The 15,113-nt window shown below is 56.1% G+C and carries 19 protein-coding genes; 18 read left to right on the top strand and 1 reads right to left on the bottom strand.

The features are described from left to right. The first annotated feature begins 5 nt into the window (after positions 1–5). From ACTH5D_RS03950 to ACTH5D_RS03930, 5 genes are read left to right on the top strand one after another with little or no spacing between them, the layout of a single operon-like run. Positions 6–404, top strand: coding sequence for a hypothetical protein (locus ACTH5D_RS03950; protein WP_192535778.1), 399 nt, complete (start codon positions 6–8; stop codon positions 402–404). After that, on the top strand, positions 401–736 hold the full coding sequence (locus ACTH5D_RS03945; RefSeq protein WP_225734183.1) for a tetratricopeptide repeat protein: 336 nt from the start codon (positions 401–403) through the stop codon (positions 734–736). Before ACTH5D_RS03950 ends, ACTH5D_RS03945 begins: the two co-directional genes overlap by 4 nt. Next, positions 733–2,901 carry a type III secretion system export apparatus subunit SctV gene (gene sctV, locus ACTH5D_RS03940; RefSeq protein ID WP_192535777.1) on the top strand — a complete coding sequence of 723 codons (2,169 nt, stop codon included), beginning with the start codon at positions 733–735 and terminating at the stop codon, positions 2,899–2,901. Before ACTH5D_RS03945 ends, sctV begins: the two co-directional genes overlap by 4 nt. Before the next feature lie 58 nt (positions 2,902–2,959). After that, positions 2,960–4,291 (top strand): type II and III secretion system protein family protein, encoded by a 1,332-nt coding sequence (locus ACTH5D_RS03935; protein ID WP_441668564.1) that lies wholly within the window; start codon positions 2,960–2,962, stop codon positions 4,289–4,291. Positions 4,292–4,307: 16 nt separating this feature from the next. Next, a complete protein-coding gene (locus tag ACTH5D_RS03930; protein ID WP_192535776.1) occupies positions 4,308–4,724 on the top strand; it encodes a hypothetical protein in 417 nt (138 codons plus the stop codon). Positions 4,725–4,735: 11 nt separating this feature from the next. Here ACTH5D_RS03930 and ACTH5D_RS03925 read toward each other — a convergent pair whose 3' ends face one another. After that, positions 4,736–5,512, bottom strand: coding sequence for a tetratricopeptide repeat protein (locus ACTH5D_RS03925; protein WP_192535775.1), 777 nt, complete (start codon positions 5,510–5,512; stop codon positions 4,736–4,738). A gap of 207 nt (positions 5,513–5,719) precedes the next feature. On the opposite strand from ACTH5D_RS03925, the gene ACTH5D_RS03920 reads away from it, so the two are divergent. Genes ACTH5D_RS03920 through ACTH5D_RS03860 form a run of 13 tightly spaced genes read left to right on the top strand, consistent with a single transcriptional unit; the run spans position 5,720 to position 14,763 of the window. Continuing rightward, a complete protein-coding gene (locus ACTH5D_RS03920) occupies positions 5,720–6,295 on the top strand; it encodes a hypothetical protein (protein ID WP_192535774.1) in 576 nt (191 codons plus the stop codon). A gap of 28 nt (positions 6,296–6,323) precedes the next feature. Then, positions 6,324–6,509, top strand: a complete 186-nt coding sequence (locus ACTH5D_RS03915) for a hypothetical protein (RefSeq protein WP_192535773.1) — start codon at positions 6,324–6,326, stop codon at positions 6,507–6,509. A gap of 49 nt (positions 6,510–6,558) precedes the next feature. Further along, positions 6,559–6,960, top strand: coding sequence for a hypothetical protein (locus ACTH5D_RS03910; protein ID WP_192535772.1), 402 nt, complete (start codon positions 6,559–6,561; stop codon positions 6,958–6,960). 3 nt (positions 6,961–6,963) lie between these two features. Continuing rightward, positions 6,964–7,770 carry a type III secretion system inner membrane ring lipoprotein SctJ gene (gene sctJ, locus ACTH5D_RS03905; RefSeq protein WP_225734179.1) on the top strand — a complete coding sequence of 269 codons (807 nt, stop codon included), beginning with the start codon at positions 6,964–6,966 and terminating at the stop codon, positions 7,768–7,770. Then, on the top strand, positions 7,767–8,417 hold the full coding sequence (locus ACTH5D_RS03900; RefSeq protein ID WP_192535771.1) for a hypothetical protein: 651 nt from the start codon (positions 7,767–7,769) through the stop codon (positions 8,415–8,417). Before sctJ ends, ACTH5D_RS03900 begins: the two co-directional genes overlap by 4 nt. Next, positions 8,414–9,001: a type III secretion system stator protein SctL gene (gene sctL, locus ACTH5D_RS03895; RefSeq protein WP_192535770.1), complete on the top strand. Its 588-nt coding sequence runs from the start codon at positions 8,414–8,416 to the stop codon at positions 8,999–9,001. Before ACTH5D_RS03900 ends, sctL begins: the two co-directional genes overlap by 4 nt. Next, positions 9,001–10,341: a FliI/YscN family ATPase gene (locus tag ACTH5D_RS03890; protein WP_192535769.1), complete on the top strand. Its 1,341-nt coding sequence runs from the start codon at positions 9,001–9,003 to the stop codon at positions 10,339–10,341. The genes sctL and ACTH5D_RS03890 overlap by 1 nt, the downstream gene beginning before the upstream one ends. Then, positions 10,338–10,814 (top strand): hypothetical protein, encoded by a 477-nt coding sequence (locus ACTH5D_RS03885; protein ID WP_441668560.1) that lies wholly within the window; start codon positions 10,338–10,340, stop codon positions 10,812–10,814. Before ACTH5D_RS03890 ends, ACTH5D_RS03885 begins: the two co-directional genes overlap by 4 nt. Then, positions 10,814–11,902 (top strand): type III secretion system cytoplasmic ring protein SctQ, encoded by a 1,089-nt coding sequence (sctQ, locus tag ACTH5D_RS03880; RefSeq protein WP_192535767.1) that lies wholly within the window; start codon positions 10,814–10,816, stop codon positions 11,900–11,902. Before ACTH5D_RS03885 ends, sctQ begins: the two co-directional genes overlap by 1 nt. Beyond that, positions 11,895–12,551, top strand: coding sequence for a type III secretion system export apparatus subunit SctR (sctR, locus tag ACTH5D_RS03875; protein WP_192535766.1), 657 nt, complete (start codon positions 11,895–11,897; stop codon positions 12,549–12,551). The genes sctQ and sctR overlap by 8 nt, the downstream gene beginning before the upstream one ends. Positions 12,552–12,553: 2 nt before the next feature. Next, entirely contained in the window at positions 12,554–12,823 is a 270-nt protein-coding gene (locus tag ACTH5D_RS03870) for an EscS/YscS/HrcS family type III secretion system export apparatus protein (protein ID WP_192535765.1), read from the top strand. 47 nt (positions 12,824–12,870) lie between these two features. After that, positions 12,871–13,689, top strand: a complete 819-nt coding sequence (sctT, locus tag ACTH5D_RS03865) for a type III secretion system export apparatus subunit SctT (protein ID WP_192535764.1) — start codon at positions 12,871–12,873, stop codon at positions 13,687–13,689. Positions 13,690–13,713: 24 nt separating this feature from the next. Beyond that, complete coding sequence (locus ACTH5D_RS03860; RefSeq protein ID WP_441668557.1) at positions 13,714–14,763, top strand: EscU/YscU/HrcU family type III secretion system export apparatus switch protein; 1,050 nt, start codon at positions 13,714–13,716, stop codon at positions 14,761–14,763. Positions 14,764–15,113 lie beyond the last annotated feature (350 nt).

The following is a 15,113-nucleotide window of genomic DNA, read 5'->3' as shown; positions in this document are numbered from 1 at the left end:
AGTTAATGAGAATTGCGCCTGATCGCGCTAACGTCACCGGAAACCCTCGGCTTGATGGGCCTGTAGAGACGAAGGCGCGTCATGGTGATATCAATGCTGACAGACCCGTTGGTTCGGGATTCCAAGCTGGCTTTGATCGCGCGTTGGATAATACTCGGGTGCGACGCGAGGGAGATGACTCTTTAATTAGTCGCGTGGAGCGAGAATCGACGCCCGCAATCGTGGGGGCATCCCTTTACAGCGGTGAGCGGAGCATTGAGTTGCTGCAACACGTAGTGGATAACATCTTGCCCAGGCTTGAGGCTGAAGGCGATGCTACCGAGCTTGCCTCCCAGTTGATTTATGAAGAGATTGCCTTGCGTCAGGAATGGGAGGCGCGACGCGCCGAGGAGATTGCGACGTGACTGACGACAGTGACCGCCACGCCGCCGAATTGTTACATATGCTAGGGCACTTGTACGTGAAAAGCGGTGAACGTAAGCGTGGGCTGGTGCTATTGCTGCTTGCCTCGCACATAGTGCCAGCCCATACCGGTATCCTTCACACCCTTATCCAAGCTTTTATCGTTAACGGCGATGTGCCGCGTGCGCTGAATGCAATCGAACGTCTTGAATACGTGGAAGGGCATACGCCGATTCTGTCGCTGCTGCAGAGTCGGGCACTGTGGGTCGATGGTAGGCACGATGATGCGCGGCGGTGCTTTCAAGACTATCAACAGCGCCGGGAGGATGGATGAACGGTCTGTTAACTCGACTTAATGTCATCGCGCAACGTGCAGCGCAGCGCAGCGATGTAGTGATCGCCAGCTTTATCGTGCTGGCAGTCGTCATGATGATTATTCCGCTGCCTACCGCCCTGGTGGATGCACTAATCGGTATCAATATTGGTTTTAGTCTGCTGATCCTGATCGTCGCGTTCTATATCTCTCACCCTGTCGACTATTCGTCGCTGCCGCCGATTATTCTTTTGGCGACGCTGTTTCGTTTGGCACTATCGATTAGTACCACGCGCCTTATTCTGCTAGAGGGATATGCTGGTCAGATGGTGTCGGCCTTCGGTAATTTCGTCATTGCTGGCGAAGTAGTAATAGGCCTCGTGGTTTTCATGATTATAACAATCGCCCAGTTCTTGGTGATTACTAAAGGCGCCGAACGGGTCGCTGAAGTAGCTGCTCGCTTCATACTAGATGCGATGCCGGGGAAGCAGATGAGCATTGATAATGATCTGCGTAACGGTGACATCGACGCGGGAGAAGCGCGCACTCGTCGTCAGCGCTTGGAGCGTGAAAGTCAGTTGTATGGCTCTATGGATGGTGCCATGAAGTTCGTTAAGGGTGACGCCATCGCGAATTTGGTGATTCTATGCGTCAACTTGGTCGGAGGCCTGCTGATAGGCATGCTCAAACGTGACATGGCATTTGGTGAGGCCGTGAACACTTATTCGCTGTTGACTGTCGGCGATGGGCTCATTGCCCAGATCCCTGCGCTGCTCATCGCGGTCGGCGCGGGCACTGTGGTGACGCGGGTTAATTCTGATCAGGCTGGTGATCTCGGCAGTGAGATCATCGCGCAGTTGGGCAATAACGCGCGGGCGTTGGAATTAACTGCCGTTGTCCTCTTTTTTGCCGCCTTTATTCCCGGATTCGCCACTACCGTGTTTTTGGTACTGGCCGCCGGCCTTGGTTTGGCTGCATGGTACGTTCGGCGCCAAGCTAGGCTTGATGAGAGCGACGTAGAAGAGGCTGTTGAAGTGGTGAGTAACGCCGATGGAGCGGCATCAGCGGCTGCAACATCTGAGGCCACAATGCCGGGGCCACCAGCAGAAGAGGCGTTGTCGACAGCAGGGTGTCGATTGGTGGTCTCTCTGAATGCTGCCCTGGGAGAGGTTTTGTCCCTTGATGAGCTGCGTGGCTTGTTGAACGCTACGAGACAGCGTGTGGGACTGGAACTTGGCATCGAGATGCCAGATATCGGTGTACGCGTGGTGCCGACAATGCAGGCGGGACACATTAGCATAGAGCTCGATGAAGTGCCGGTTTGGGAAGGCGACATTCCGGCTGGGCGAGTATTACTTGACGACGACCCTATTCATTTAGAGTTACTGGATGTCGAGTGCCATGAGCATCCGCCGCTAAGTGGTCGTGCGCCGGGCCTCTGGGTGGACGACAGTGAGCTAGCGCGCCTTGAAGAGTCGGGCATTGGTTACCGGAAGGTCGAGCGAGTGCTGTGTGACTGCCTGGAGCGAGTGTTAGGTCGCTATGCCGGAGAGTTTATCGGTATTCAGGAGACTCGAGCTTTGTTGTCACGGATGGAACAGGACTATTCGGAGCTTGTTGGCGAAGCGATAAGGGTCGTGTCGTTGCAAAAGATGGCTGACGTGCTACGACGCCTAGTGGAAGAGGGTGTGCCCGTACGAGCTCTGCGTACTATCCTTGAAGCGATGGTGACATGGGGAGGGCAGGAGCAGAGCGTAGTACGCTTGGTGGAGCGGATTCGTGCTGCGCTTGCACGCCAGATATGCTATCGCTACGCGCGCGCTGACAGGGTTCTACCGGCCTGGGTAATTACACGCCAGTTTGAGGAGGTGGTTCGGACTTCGCTGCGCAGTTCTGGTAGCGGCGCCCGCAACGGTGGTTTGCCGATACGCTTGTCGCGTTCACTGAACGGTTGGTTCCAACAACGGTTAGGCGAGCTGGATGCAGATGTTGCTCCGGTAATCATTGCCTCCAGCGATATCCGTCCGGTGCTACAACAATGGGCCAAACGCTACCAACTGGATCTGCCGGTCATTGCCTGGCAAGAGGTCGCCTCGGAATTCAATCTGCAAGTGCTGGCGCAGGTAAAAATACCGGCACTATCTCCACGCGATGCCGATCAAAAGGCTGACACCTCGGAAGAGTAAAAGATCGCCATAACAAAATATTTCAGCATGGAGTCAACCTGTGAAGGCAACATTGTGCATGACACGGCTCGGTTTTAGAGCGATGACAGAAGATATTGATCGACGTGTGATGGCGCGAGTTCTGACGCCTCTCATATTGCTGTTGACGATGATGATGGGTCATGCCCATGCGCAGTCTGGCGAGCGTAGCCTCAGCCTGGAAACAGGGCAAGGGCGAATCCTACGTTTCAACCAGGATGTGTCGTCGGTGTTTGTTGCCAACCCGGAGGTTGCCGATGTTCAGGTGGTATCGCCGGGTGTTCTTTATTTATTCGGCAAGCAGTATGGGGATACCAACCTCATTGCGCTTGGCCCCGATGACAGTACCGAAGCCTCCATGCGCCTAGTGGTCAGTGATGGCGACCAGGGGGCTAATCAAGCGTTACGCGCTGCCGATGCTGGCACTCCCATCCATCTACGGATGGCTGGCAATCAGTTGGTGGCCGAAGGACAAAATCAGAGTGTCAAAGGCGCCCTTGTCACTCAAGCCATACTTGACCGCCAAGCGCCAAGAGAGGGCGCGGCGCTTAATAACTCTACTTACGAAGGCGCCACTCAAATTAATCTGCGCGTGCGTTTCGCCGAGGTGGCCCGTGAGGAGTTGTTGGAGTATGGCATCAGTTGGAGTGCCCTGATCAACAACGGCTCGCTCTCGGTGGGTGTCTTGCCGGGCTCTATAGCTGGCAATGCGTTTGGCACCGTGGGTAGCGGCGTCGATGGCGTTGATGGTCTACTCCAAGCTCTGCAGAGGAATAATCTGCTGCAGATCCTGGCGGAGCCCAACATCACTGCTGTTACCGGCGAAACCGCTAGTTTTCTTGCTGGAGGGGAAATTCCCATTCCGGTACCGGTTGGCAATGATTTGGTCGGAATTGAGTATAAGCAGTTCGGCGTATCGCTAATGTTTACGCCAGTCCTATTGCCTAACGAACGTATATCGTTGGAGGTACGGCCTGAGGTCAGCAGCTTGACCAGCAGCGGTGTTGAGATCGGTGGCATCAGCGTGCCAGGGCTGCAGGTGCGCAGAGCGGATACCGTGGTTGAAGTAGGAAGTGGTCAGACCTTTGCTATCGCAGGATTATTCCAGCGCGATGCCTCCAATGCCATTGAGCGGGTGCCAGTGTTGGGTGACCTGCCGATTCTAGGCAACCTGTTTCGCTCTCGTCGTTTTCAGCGCAGTGAAACCGAGCTCGTTATTCTGATTACTCCCTATATTGTCGAGCCAGTGGCACAACCATTGCGTACGCCGTTGGCTCAAGGGCGGGCTAATAACGGCCACTTGCAGGTTGATGGTGAGGCCCTTCCCAGGCAAACGGTACGGGACGATCCCTTCGGCTTCTATCTACAATAAGAGCGAGGAACACGTGATGATAACGACAAAGCCTAAGGCTATTGGGCGACTAGTGCCTCTGCTGTTGTTGCTAGGAGGGTGTTCTTCATCGATGGGGCCGATGTCTTGGGATACGGGCTACCATGCGACCGGCGTGGACGATACCACCGAGCAAGGGTTGTTGCTTGCTCCTCATCTCTGTCATTTACCAGCCGCAAAAACTGGGATTGTGACCCTACCCCCAGGATGTGCGAACGATCTCAACTTACAGTACATGGTTGAACGGCCGCAGGATTTACTGCATGGACGAGACATGGGGCCGCCGAGCGCGGAGCCATTGGCACGAGCAGCTCGAGAGCGGCTCTCTAATCGTGAGCACAGCCAGCGGCGGCGACAACGGCTGGAGGAAAAGGTAAGGGGGGGGGGCAGCTATGCCACAACAAGCGACATGTAGCTGCCGCCTCATTAATATCCGGCTAGCCCAATGGCTCGAGCCCGTTCGCCAGTGTCGGGCAAGGCGCGAATTTGCTGGGCTTGTTCGATTAGTGATTGGCGCTGTGATGCTGGCATATCGGGAATCTCAATTGTTTCAGCCTGTTGGGTATCGCCAGCTAGTATCAGTATCAGGATCAGGCTATGGAAGTGGCGATCCTCGGCCAGAGGGGAGGACGCGACATTGCGTATTTGGGCTACTGCCGCATCGTGCTGTCCGGCCAGGGACTGGGCTAGCGCCAAGTTGGTCTGTGAGTCCAGGACATCTGGCGAAAGGTCTGCTGCTCTCGAAAAGGAAGAGACTGCGGTGTCCTTGCCCAGTAAAGCCTGAGCGGCACCCAATCGGCTCCAGGCTGTCGGCGTGTCAAGTGCCGGCGCTGCTTGGCGTAGGTTGCGCAACGCACTTTCGACCTTATCGAGCCGAAGTTGGGTCGATCCGAGGCCGAGTAGAGCCGTTGGCGTGTCGATGTTCTTTTCCAGTGCGGCTCGATACGAATGCAGTGCTCCCTGCAGATCGCCGCTAGCGAGTCGCGCGTCGCCAAGCCGGACGTTGATGTTGACGTCTTCATTCGATAGCTCGGCAGCGCGTTCATAGAGGGTGGTGGCGGTGGCGTAGTCACCTTGGGCAGCGATGTCATCGGCCAAAGACAATAATCGAGTCTCTTCGGCCTGCTCGGTCGTGGTCGCGCAGGCAACTAGCAACGAGCAGGACAACAGGATGGGAAGGCGTATGCAGTATCGCATCGACATTAGACGCTCCATAGTACGCCTGATGGCGTGTGGTAGAAAAAAAGTAAGTGTTCTATGTTTAAGAGTATTGAGCCACCGAACCTGTAGCTCGTCAACTGGCGTTGAGGTAGCGTGATGTGCAGGCTTTGTATACGTTTCAGGCAGGTTAAAAAGTCTACCAAGTGTCGGCTATCACCTATATTGACATGCATTAAAGGTGGGCATTTGATGGTTTACGTCATGCTGCTTTCGGGCCCCATGATGCTGCTATGCCCTGGCGTAACATGGGCAACTGATGAATCGAATCGGGCCGCTGAATGGATGGAGCGCGAGTATCACTATCTGATTGTCGAGCAAGACGTTCAAGACGTGTTGAAAGAGTTTGGCAGGAATCTCGCGCTTCCTATGGAGGTTTCTCCGCGAGTTGAAGGCGACGTTCGTGGGGATATAAGGGCTGAGACTGCCAGGGGGTTTCTCGAACAGGTGTGTGCCGCCAATGACCTCGCGTGGTTTTTCGATGGTGGTGTGTTGCATGTTGCTAAACGGGAAGAAATGACACATCAATCCTTTGAGCTGACTGACATTGATAGCCAGCGCCTGATGGCGGATATCGAAGGTTCTAGTGTTGGTGACCCTATGCGATCCAGGCTTGTGGACGGTGGTGAAACGCTACAAATATGGGGTATGAATGCCTGGGTTGATGATGTAGCGCGGCGCGTCGAGCGCTTACGTCAGCCGGCGCCGAGCAACGGTGGTGGAGTGACGGTATTTCGAGGCAGTATTACGACCCAGACTGCCGAATGATGAGCAACCCGCATGGGAGGAAGTAGATATGGCAACGATAGATGGAGTGAATGCCCCGAATGGCAATGAGGCACTAGGGCTCGATCAGCAACAGAACTTTGATCAGGCTGTTGAAAATGCCCAGGTCAACGAGATTGTCGGTGAGGCCGTGGTCTCATTAGCTATGTCACAGCTGATGGACTATGCAAGCGACATGCTTAAAGAAGAAGGCTGAGCGAGGGGCCGATAATTCGGTCAACAATACCAGCGAAGGAGCCTAGATTATGATTCCTACAACGACGATAGGCGCTGCCCCTCCCCCCGGTGGGGGGGGCACAGAGGCGCTGGCGGCGCAGAACCTGTTCGAACACATGGCGCAGCAATCCGGAGTGACGCTACAGGCAACCACCCCAGCTGAGTTGGGCTCCAGCATTTTAAATTCACTGGAGGGTCCTCTCGACAAGGTGCAGAATTTCTCCAACAGACTGCAGGACAGTGATGTACTGCGCTCCTCTGGCGGGGAAGGTGTGGCGGGAGAAAGGGCTGTAGGGGTGGAGGACATGCAGTTTGACCGCATGCTTGAATCATTCTCCACCATGTTTGACCACGCGACCTTGACGAAGCTGATGTCGTCTTGTGCTTCTCAGATGTCCGGCGCTTGCCAAACCTTGTTACGAGGACAGTGACACTTGCTTTCCAAACAACGGATGACGGGACCCTGGTTGAATGCCGTGCGGCTTCTGGCGGTCGTGGCTATGTCGCTTTTGCTTCAGGCATGTGACACGGAGCTCTACACCAACCTCAGTGAGCGTGAAGCCAATGTGATGGTGGCGAGTCTGGCACGGCATGGTATACCGGCGAATCGAGTGGTTCAGAAGGAGGGGGGGATGACTGTCACCGTCGACGAGGACCTTTTTTCGGAGGCAATTAGCGTTCTTGATCGTCTGGGACTGCCGGGGCAGACGTTTTCCAATCTGAATGAGGTCTTCGAAAGCAATAGTCTGGTGTCCTCGCCGGTACAGGAGCGCGCGAAGATGATCTATGCCCTCAGCGAAGAGCTCTCCCATACGGTATCGCAAATCGATGGAGTGCTCTCGGCTCGAGTGCATGTAGTCCTATCCGACAACGATCTGCTGGAAAAGAACAGTACGCCCTCGTCGGCTTCGGTTTTTATCCGCCATTCCCCTGCTCTCGATATCGGCCCCATGATCCCTAGGATCAAGACACTGGTTGCCAATGGCATCTCGGGTCTTGGTTATGAAAGTGTCTCGGTGGTTCCGGTCGCCGCGGTCATACTTGAGGTGCCGGTCGGAGAGGCACAGGCTCCCTTGCGCTCGTTTCTTGGCATCGCCATGCCGACCACTAGTGTGACACGCGCTGCTTGGCTCTTCAGCATATTGCTGACGCTTGTCCTAGGCTTGGCAGGTGCTTTAGGTTGGTTGCTCTGGCGAAAGCGGCAACGTGGCACTTATGAGCTGGAGGAAACGCCGCCATGATGCCTGATAGTGCGCATTTTGACCCTTGGCAAGCGTTTATAGAGGAGCCGACACAATATGTCGCTCTGGAATGGTTATGCGCCGAACTGGAAAGCGTGGCCGACGATGCTACCCAGGCAGCCTTGGCTCGACACCCACGCTTCCAGCAGCGCCTGGGAGAGCGTTTAGTGCGCAGGCATGGCTTGTTGCCGCCCGAAGCGTTATCGGTGCCTGAGGCGAACGACTTGGTGCTATTCAAGTTGCCGCCCGACGCCGGTGAGGAACTGGCGCGCTATTGCGGCATGATCTGCCACGCCAGGGCGTTTATACACGAAATTCGCGCCACTCGCGTCGTCGAACTTAAGCAGCGTTTCGGTGAGTTGCCGTACAGGGCTGCGTTGAGCAATCGCGACGTGGCGCTTCACTGTCATAAGTATGCTGATGATGATGCGTTGGAGCATGCCGTGGCGCGCGATGGCTCCGGCTGTCTCGCCGCTTGGATGGCGAGGCAGCCGGCCGAACATACTGATTGGCTGCGCCTAGGCGTACTGGGAAGGTCTTGTCGAGCGGACGTCGAGCCCAGTGAAGAGGTGCACGAACATGGGCCTGACATCGTGCGTCGTGCATCGGCGTTCATGATTGATCACGGCGTGGAGGCAGTAGAGTGAACGAGCTACCGCCGTATCCGGGCAAAACTATCTTGAAGGCAGCGGAGGCCGCTGCTTGGATCGACGGTTACGCCTTTCTTGAACAAGTACGACGGCAAGCCGACGGCATCGCTGATGAGGCCCGCCGAGCGTCAGAGAAGGCCTACTTAGAGGGTTTTGAAGAAGGCCGGCGGGCTGGAGAGGCGCAGGCAGCCGCGCTGCTAGAGCAAACGACGCAACACGTAAAAACGTATCTGGCGGGGCTGGATCAATCGATGGCCGACCTTTGTTTGCAGATGGTGCGCCGTATACTGGGGGAATTTGATGATGCCGAGTTGATCGGGAATTGCGTGCGTCAGGCGCTTGACGAATACCGCCATGATATGGCGGTAACGGTGCGTGTTGCGCCGGAGCGGGTTGTTCAGGTTGAAGCGTTGCTTGCAGAGGGGGGGCGCCGCCTGGGTTGTCATGTGGAGGGTGATGCTCAACTTGATGCGAGGCAGTGTCTGCTGGTCAGCCCCGTGGCAGTGGTCGAGGTGGGCGTGGATGCACAGCTGAAGGTGCTGCGTGAGGCGCTGTTCGACCATGAAGCTGGGAGAGCGTGATGGAGCAGGGTCCTGACATCGACTTCGACGCCCTATTGCCGCGTCTCTCTGAACGCATCGCCCAGGCGGAATTAAGGCCGGTGCGTGGCCGGGTGCGACGTATCCTTGGTCAATTGGTGCATGCTAGCGTCGACGGTGCCGGCATCGGAGAGTTGTGTTATTTGCGTGACCCGCTTAGTGGTCGGCGCGTGCCCGCCGAGGTTATCGGGTTTGAGGCCGAAGACGCTATCTTGTCACCTATCGGCGACCTGTACGGGATGTCGACCCGAACCGAAGTGATCGTTACCGGTGCTCCGCAGAGTGTGCCCGTCGGTGAAGCTCTGCTTGGCCGTGTCATCAGCCCGCTCGGTGACTTCATCGACGGCGCGCCAAAGCCACCTCTTGACACCTTGAGTGAATACCCGGTTCATGCTGCGCCGCCTGCGCCGCTATCAAGACAGTTAATCAAACATCCGCTGGCTTTGGGGATTCGCGCCATCGACGGCCCGCTCACCGTTGCAAGAGGTCAGCGCATAGGGATCTTCGGCGAACCTGGAGTGGGCAAATCGTCGCTTATCTCCGCTATCGTGCGTGGTAGTGAAGCCGACGTCATTGTTTTGGGGTTGGTCGGTGAGCGGGGGCGTGAGGTGCGCGAGCTGCTGGAAGTACAGCTGGATGCCGAGGCTCGCCGACGCACGGTGTGCGTGGTGGCCACCTCGGATCGACCTGCCATAGAGCGTGTTCGGTCGGCGATGGTCGCCACCAGCGTGGCAGAGTATTTTCGTGACCAAGGGCGCGATGTCTTGTTGCTCGTCGATAGTATCACCCGCTTTGCTCGCGCTCAGCGCGAGATTGGTTTGGCCGCGGGAGAGCCGCCGACGCGTCGGGGCTTTCCGCCCTCGTTCTTTGCGGCCTTGCCGCGTTTACTAGAGCGCTCAGGGCCGGGCGCGCGCGGCAGCATCACCGCTTTGTACACTGTGCTAACCGAGGGTGACGGGACTCTCGACCCCGTGGCCGAAGAGACTCGGGCGATTCTCGACGGACATATCGTGTTGAGTGCCGATCTGGCCCGCCGCGATCACTTCCCCGCTATCGACGTGCTGGCCAGCCGCAGCCGTCTGATGGACGCTGTGGCCAGCACAGGCCATCGCCGTGACGCCGGTAGACTGCGAGACCTTCTAGCGCGTTATCAGGATGTCGAACTCTTGATCCAAGTGGGTGAATATCAACGGGGACAAGATGCCCTTACTGACGAGGCCGTGGACAAGCACGCCGTCATAGAGGCTTTCCTACGCCAGTCCAGCGATGAGATTGGTGGGCTTAAGGATACTCTGCAACGCATGAGCGAGATTGTGTCATGAACGAACGCCAACAACTTGAGAAGCTACGGGCTCTACGGGAGAGTCGCTTGCGCCGAGCTGAATATGCCCTGGCAGAGCAGAGGCGCCGCTGCCAAACCGATGCGGAGAACCTAGAGACGCTCGATACCACGCTCGCTGAGCAACGCCGTGCCTTTGATCGCCAGGAGGAGGCGTGGTTCAACTCCTCTGGAGAGAGTGTGCTATCGAAGACCGCGTTTGAGGACATGCGCCAAGGCATCAATGTGCATTATCGCCGTCAAGCAGTTCTGGAGGAGACCCGTCTTGAGGCCGAGCAGGAGCAGTCCCGACAATTGACCGAGCGTGACCGACTTGCCGCCGAGTGGGTACGCCGGATGCGGAGTGAACGTGCCCTGGGAAAGCTGGTGGCAAGGCGGCACGACGCTGAACGCTTCCGCGATGAAGCGCATGCCGAACTGGAAGCCGAGGATGCTGGCCCAAGAGGTGTGCGTTAATGGTGAGCGGAGAGGCGTTTCTTAACAGTAAAAAAAAGTTGGAAGAGGCTATCCCAGATAAACTGATTTCACCACGCTTGCCCCGCCTGCCGTCGGATGCCGTGACGATATTGAATGCTATGAGCCGTCCGCGGGTACCTCTAGCCCTGTCGCTAGGTGGGTATCCATTGGTGTGGTATCTGGAGCCTGGGGCATCTCCCGGCGTTGGCGCGATAACGATTGGAATCGTCCTGGGCGAGGAGTCGGCAAGGTTGACACTCGACTCTGCGGCGCTCGCAATGCTGGTTGCACCTCTATCATTACGTCGGCCATTGCAGGACTGCACGCCTGAAGTGCGCGCTTTATGGCTCGAATATGCGCTACTCGAATGGCTTATACCCTTAGAAACGCAACTAGGGCGCACGATTCGCTTTCATAGTGATGTTGTTGATAAGCCAGAAGATCTGCCAGTATGCCTCGCCCTGCGGTTAGAGAACGAAGAGCAGCGTGGCTGGCTCTCGCTGTCGCTATCCCCATCGTCTGCCCTAGCGCTACATCCCTTGCTTGATGCTCATTGTTCAGTGGCGCCCAAGGCGTGTTCGGCAGTGTCCTGGCCGCTACAGTGGGTTGCTGGATACCAGACGCTGAGCCTTGCCGAGCTGCGTGGCCTGAATCTGGGGGACGTGGTTATGCTCGACAGGCTTGGTCCAGAGACGGCGGAGATCGGTGGCACCCTAATGGCTGAAGCGGCCGCACATCGGGACGGTATGCAATTGCGGTCCCCGTTTCATGTTCTGACTCAAGGAGATTTCAATATGGCTCAACCCCCCGACGAGGCCCAGAAGGATGCCGGTGGCGCTCCGCCGACTCATTTGGATGAGTCAACACTGGATCGACTGCCGGTTCGATTGGTCTGTGAGTTTGGTCGACTCGAACTCTCGCTAGGCGAACTTCGCGAGCTTGATCGGGGCAGCGTTTTACCCCTGTCGCGTCCATCGGAAGAGGCCGTAGATTTGGTGGTCAACGGCAAGGCTATGGGGCGCGGACGCTTGGTGGAGGTCGGCGATGGATTGGGTGTGCAGATCGTGAGGCTGGCTATCGATGAATGAGTTTGAACCCGATTTGATCGGGATCATCGTTCTTGGCGCGTCTCTGGGCTTGCTGCCGCTGGCAGTCGTCACCATGACCTCTTTCCTCAAGATCTCCGTTGTACTGTTCCTTATTCGCAATGCGCTGGGGGTTCAGCAGACACCGCCGAACCTGTTGTTGTACGGCATTGCTTTGGTGTTGACAGTGTATATCACCACGCCACTGGTGGGGGATATGTTCTATCAGCTCGAGAACAGCTCAGCGGGCTTGAGCAGCATGGAAGAGATCCAGGCGACTGGCGAGGTTTTGCGCGAGCCGCTAAAGGAGTATCTGTCGAAGTATGCCAACGAGCGTGAGCGAGCCTTTTTTCTGGATGCCACCCAGAATATCTGGTCGGAGCAAGCGCGGGCGAATGTTAAAGATGACGACCTAGTGACGTTAATTCCTGCTTTCGTCACTTCAGAGCTGACGCGTGCTTTCGAGATAGGGTTTCTGATTTATATCCCGTTCTTGGTCGTCGACCTCATTGTCGCTAACGTTTTGATGGCGATGGGAATGGTGATGGTGGCACCTCCCTTGATTTCAGTACCCCTGAAGATCTTTCTGTTTGTCGCCGTCGACGGCTGGTCTCGGTTGATGCATGGGCTGATCCTCAGCTATGGGGGTTAGCGATGACAGAAGGTATCTTTCAGTCGCTAATGACCGACGCCTTGTGGACAGTGTTACTGCTATCGGCACCGGCGCTGGTGACGGCAATCGTGATCGGCTTTGGCATCGGCTTGTTCCAGGCGCTGACGCAGATCCAAGATCAGTCGCTACCGCAGTCGGTGAAGGTGATCGTGGTAATGCTGGTGCTGATTCTGTCGGGGCCTTTGCTAGTTGGGCAGCTTATCAATCTGACGGATCAAATATTGAATAATTTCGCGTCATGGACGCGCTAAGCCAATGTTCGTCGCCACAATAATGGAACCCTTCCTCAGGAGTGGTGATGGCGTACGATGAACTCACCCGCATATTGATCGAGCAGGTCTACCCTGTATTGGTGGCTGTCGCTATTGGTATGGCCCGGGCTACGGGCGTGATCTTGATCACACCCGTATTCAACCGCCTCGGTTTAACCGGTCTGATACGTGCCGCCGTCGCCCTAACCCTAACTATTCCTATGGTGCTGCCTATCCTCGAGGCATTGTCGACGCTGGGAGATGCAACGGCTTTCACTATCGCCGGTCTGCTCTTCAAAGAGTTGTTTATCGGTATGCTCCTCGGCATGGTGTTTGGCATTCCATTCTGGGCGGCAGAGGTAGCTGGCGAAGTGGCCGATCTGCAACGCGCCTCGACCATGGGGCAGTTGCTCGATCCGAGCGGCGCGACCCAGTCCAGTGTCACTAGCACGCTATTAGTGATCATGTTGGTGGCGCTGTTTTTCGGCAGCGGCGGCTTTCTGGTGTTGCTCGACGGTTTCTATAGCAGCTATTCACTATGGCCGGTGGAGGCTTTTATGCCCACGCTGGAGACCCGGACGGCCCTGGCAATGCTTGGCTTTCTGGATCAGGTGATGCGAGTCGGTATCCTGATGGTGGCACCATTGGTCATCGCTATGCTGGTTGCCGACCTGATGCTTGCCTACCTAGCGCGCATGGCGCCTACGCTCAATATGTTCATTTTGTCGCTACCGATCAAGAATCTGTTGTTCACCTTTCTGATGGTGCTCTATCTCGTCTTTTTGGTGCCACAGATGTTTGCCGAGTTGGGGATGTTGGATGATTACTATAGGCGCTTCGAGTCATTGGTCGGCTCCGTGCCCTAGCACCGCTTCTCTTGGGAGTTTGTAATGAGTGAGCAGCCAAGCGAGGAGAAATCCCTCCCCGCATCGGACAAAAAACTTCGCGATGCCCGCGAGAAGGGGCAAGTAGGTAAGAGTAGTGACATGGTCACTGCCGTAGTAATGCTTGGCTGCACCCTCTATCTACTTGTGAGTGCCGGGATGATTGAAGCTCGGGTACGTAGCCTTATTACCCTCACCACTCGGCTCTACCTAGCACCCTTTGACACCGCATGGCCACGCCTGGTGGCAGCGGGAGTCGAAGTTCTGGTGTACTCGATCCTGCCGCTGATTGTCATCACCGTTGTCGCCGCCGTCCTGACCAACATCCTCATCATGCGTGGCATGCTGTTCTCTGTTGAACCGATCAAACCAAAGTTCGAACACATTAACCCCGCCGCAGGGGTCAAGCGGATTTTCTCCGCGCGTGGGATGATCGAGTTCTTCAAGTCACTGCTAAAGATTGTCACACTCGGTGTCGCCTTCATCGTGGTGTGTCGGCTAGGTTTGCAAGCTTTAATGGAGTCGGCTCGCTGTGGTATGGGTTGCCTGGAAGGTATATTTCTGGCCCTGCTCAAGCCGTTGGTCATCACTGCCCTGGTTGTGTTTCTAGTGGTTGGATTGATCGACGTGAAGACGCAGAGCTGGCTGTTCCGCCGTGACCAGCGCATGACGCGCTCTGAGCAAAAGCGTGAGCGTAAAGATATAGAAGGCGATCCAGAAATCCGCAAGGCTCGTCAGCGGCAACGTCGCGATACCCATGGAGTCTCGACGCGTACTGGGGTAGAGCAGGCGTCGATCATGATTGGTGCCGAAGGTGACTGGTTGGTGGGTATCCGCTATGTGCGTGGCGAGACGCCGGTGCCCGTAGTGGTCTGCAGGGCGGCACCCGAAGATTCGGCCTCGCTGAGGCGCAAGGCCGAGGAACGTGGGCTGAAGGTTGTGGAAAACCGTGAGCTGGCCGGCCGTATAGGTCGGCGTGCCGGTAACGGCGAACCGGTCCCTGGCGATGTTTTTCAATCAGTAGCCGATATTTTGGTTGCAGCCAAGCTCATCTAGTAAGTTTTGTTCGGAGCCCTCCAACGATGTATGACTAGCCTGATAGCTGCGCTGACGCTGAACTCAGCAGATACGCCATTCAGAGAGGCTTAACACGTACAGCATATTGCATTTTCAAAAACCTTAGCTATGCTTAAATGCAAAGGCGTTCAAGTTTTAAATAAAAATGATCAACATACTCAATGATGACTCATTTGATCGAGTAAAAGGTAGCCATCGGTCACAGCACAGCGGCTTTGAGCGTATTAGCAAAGCACTGATTTCGTTTTTGCCACGAGTTATCTAGCAGATCGTGTTGCCTGCTGCTGCTCATCTCAATAAAATAATTTAGGACTCGGTAATATGTCTAC

The organism is Halomonas sp., assembly GCF_052095695.1.
Classification (GTDB): Bacteria; Pseudomonadota; Gammaproteobacteria; order Pseudomonadales; family Halomonadaceae; genus Vreelandella.
This window is presented reverse-complemented; position numbering and strand designations above follow the sequence as displayed.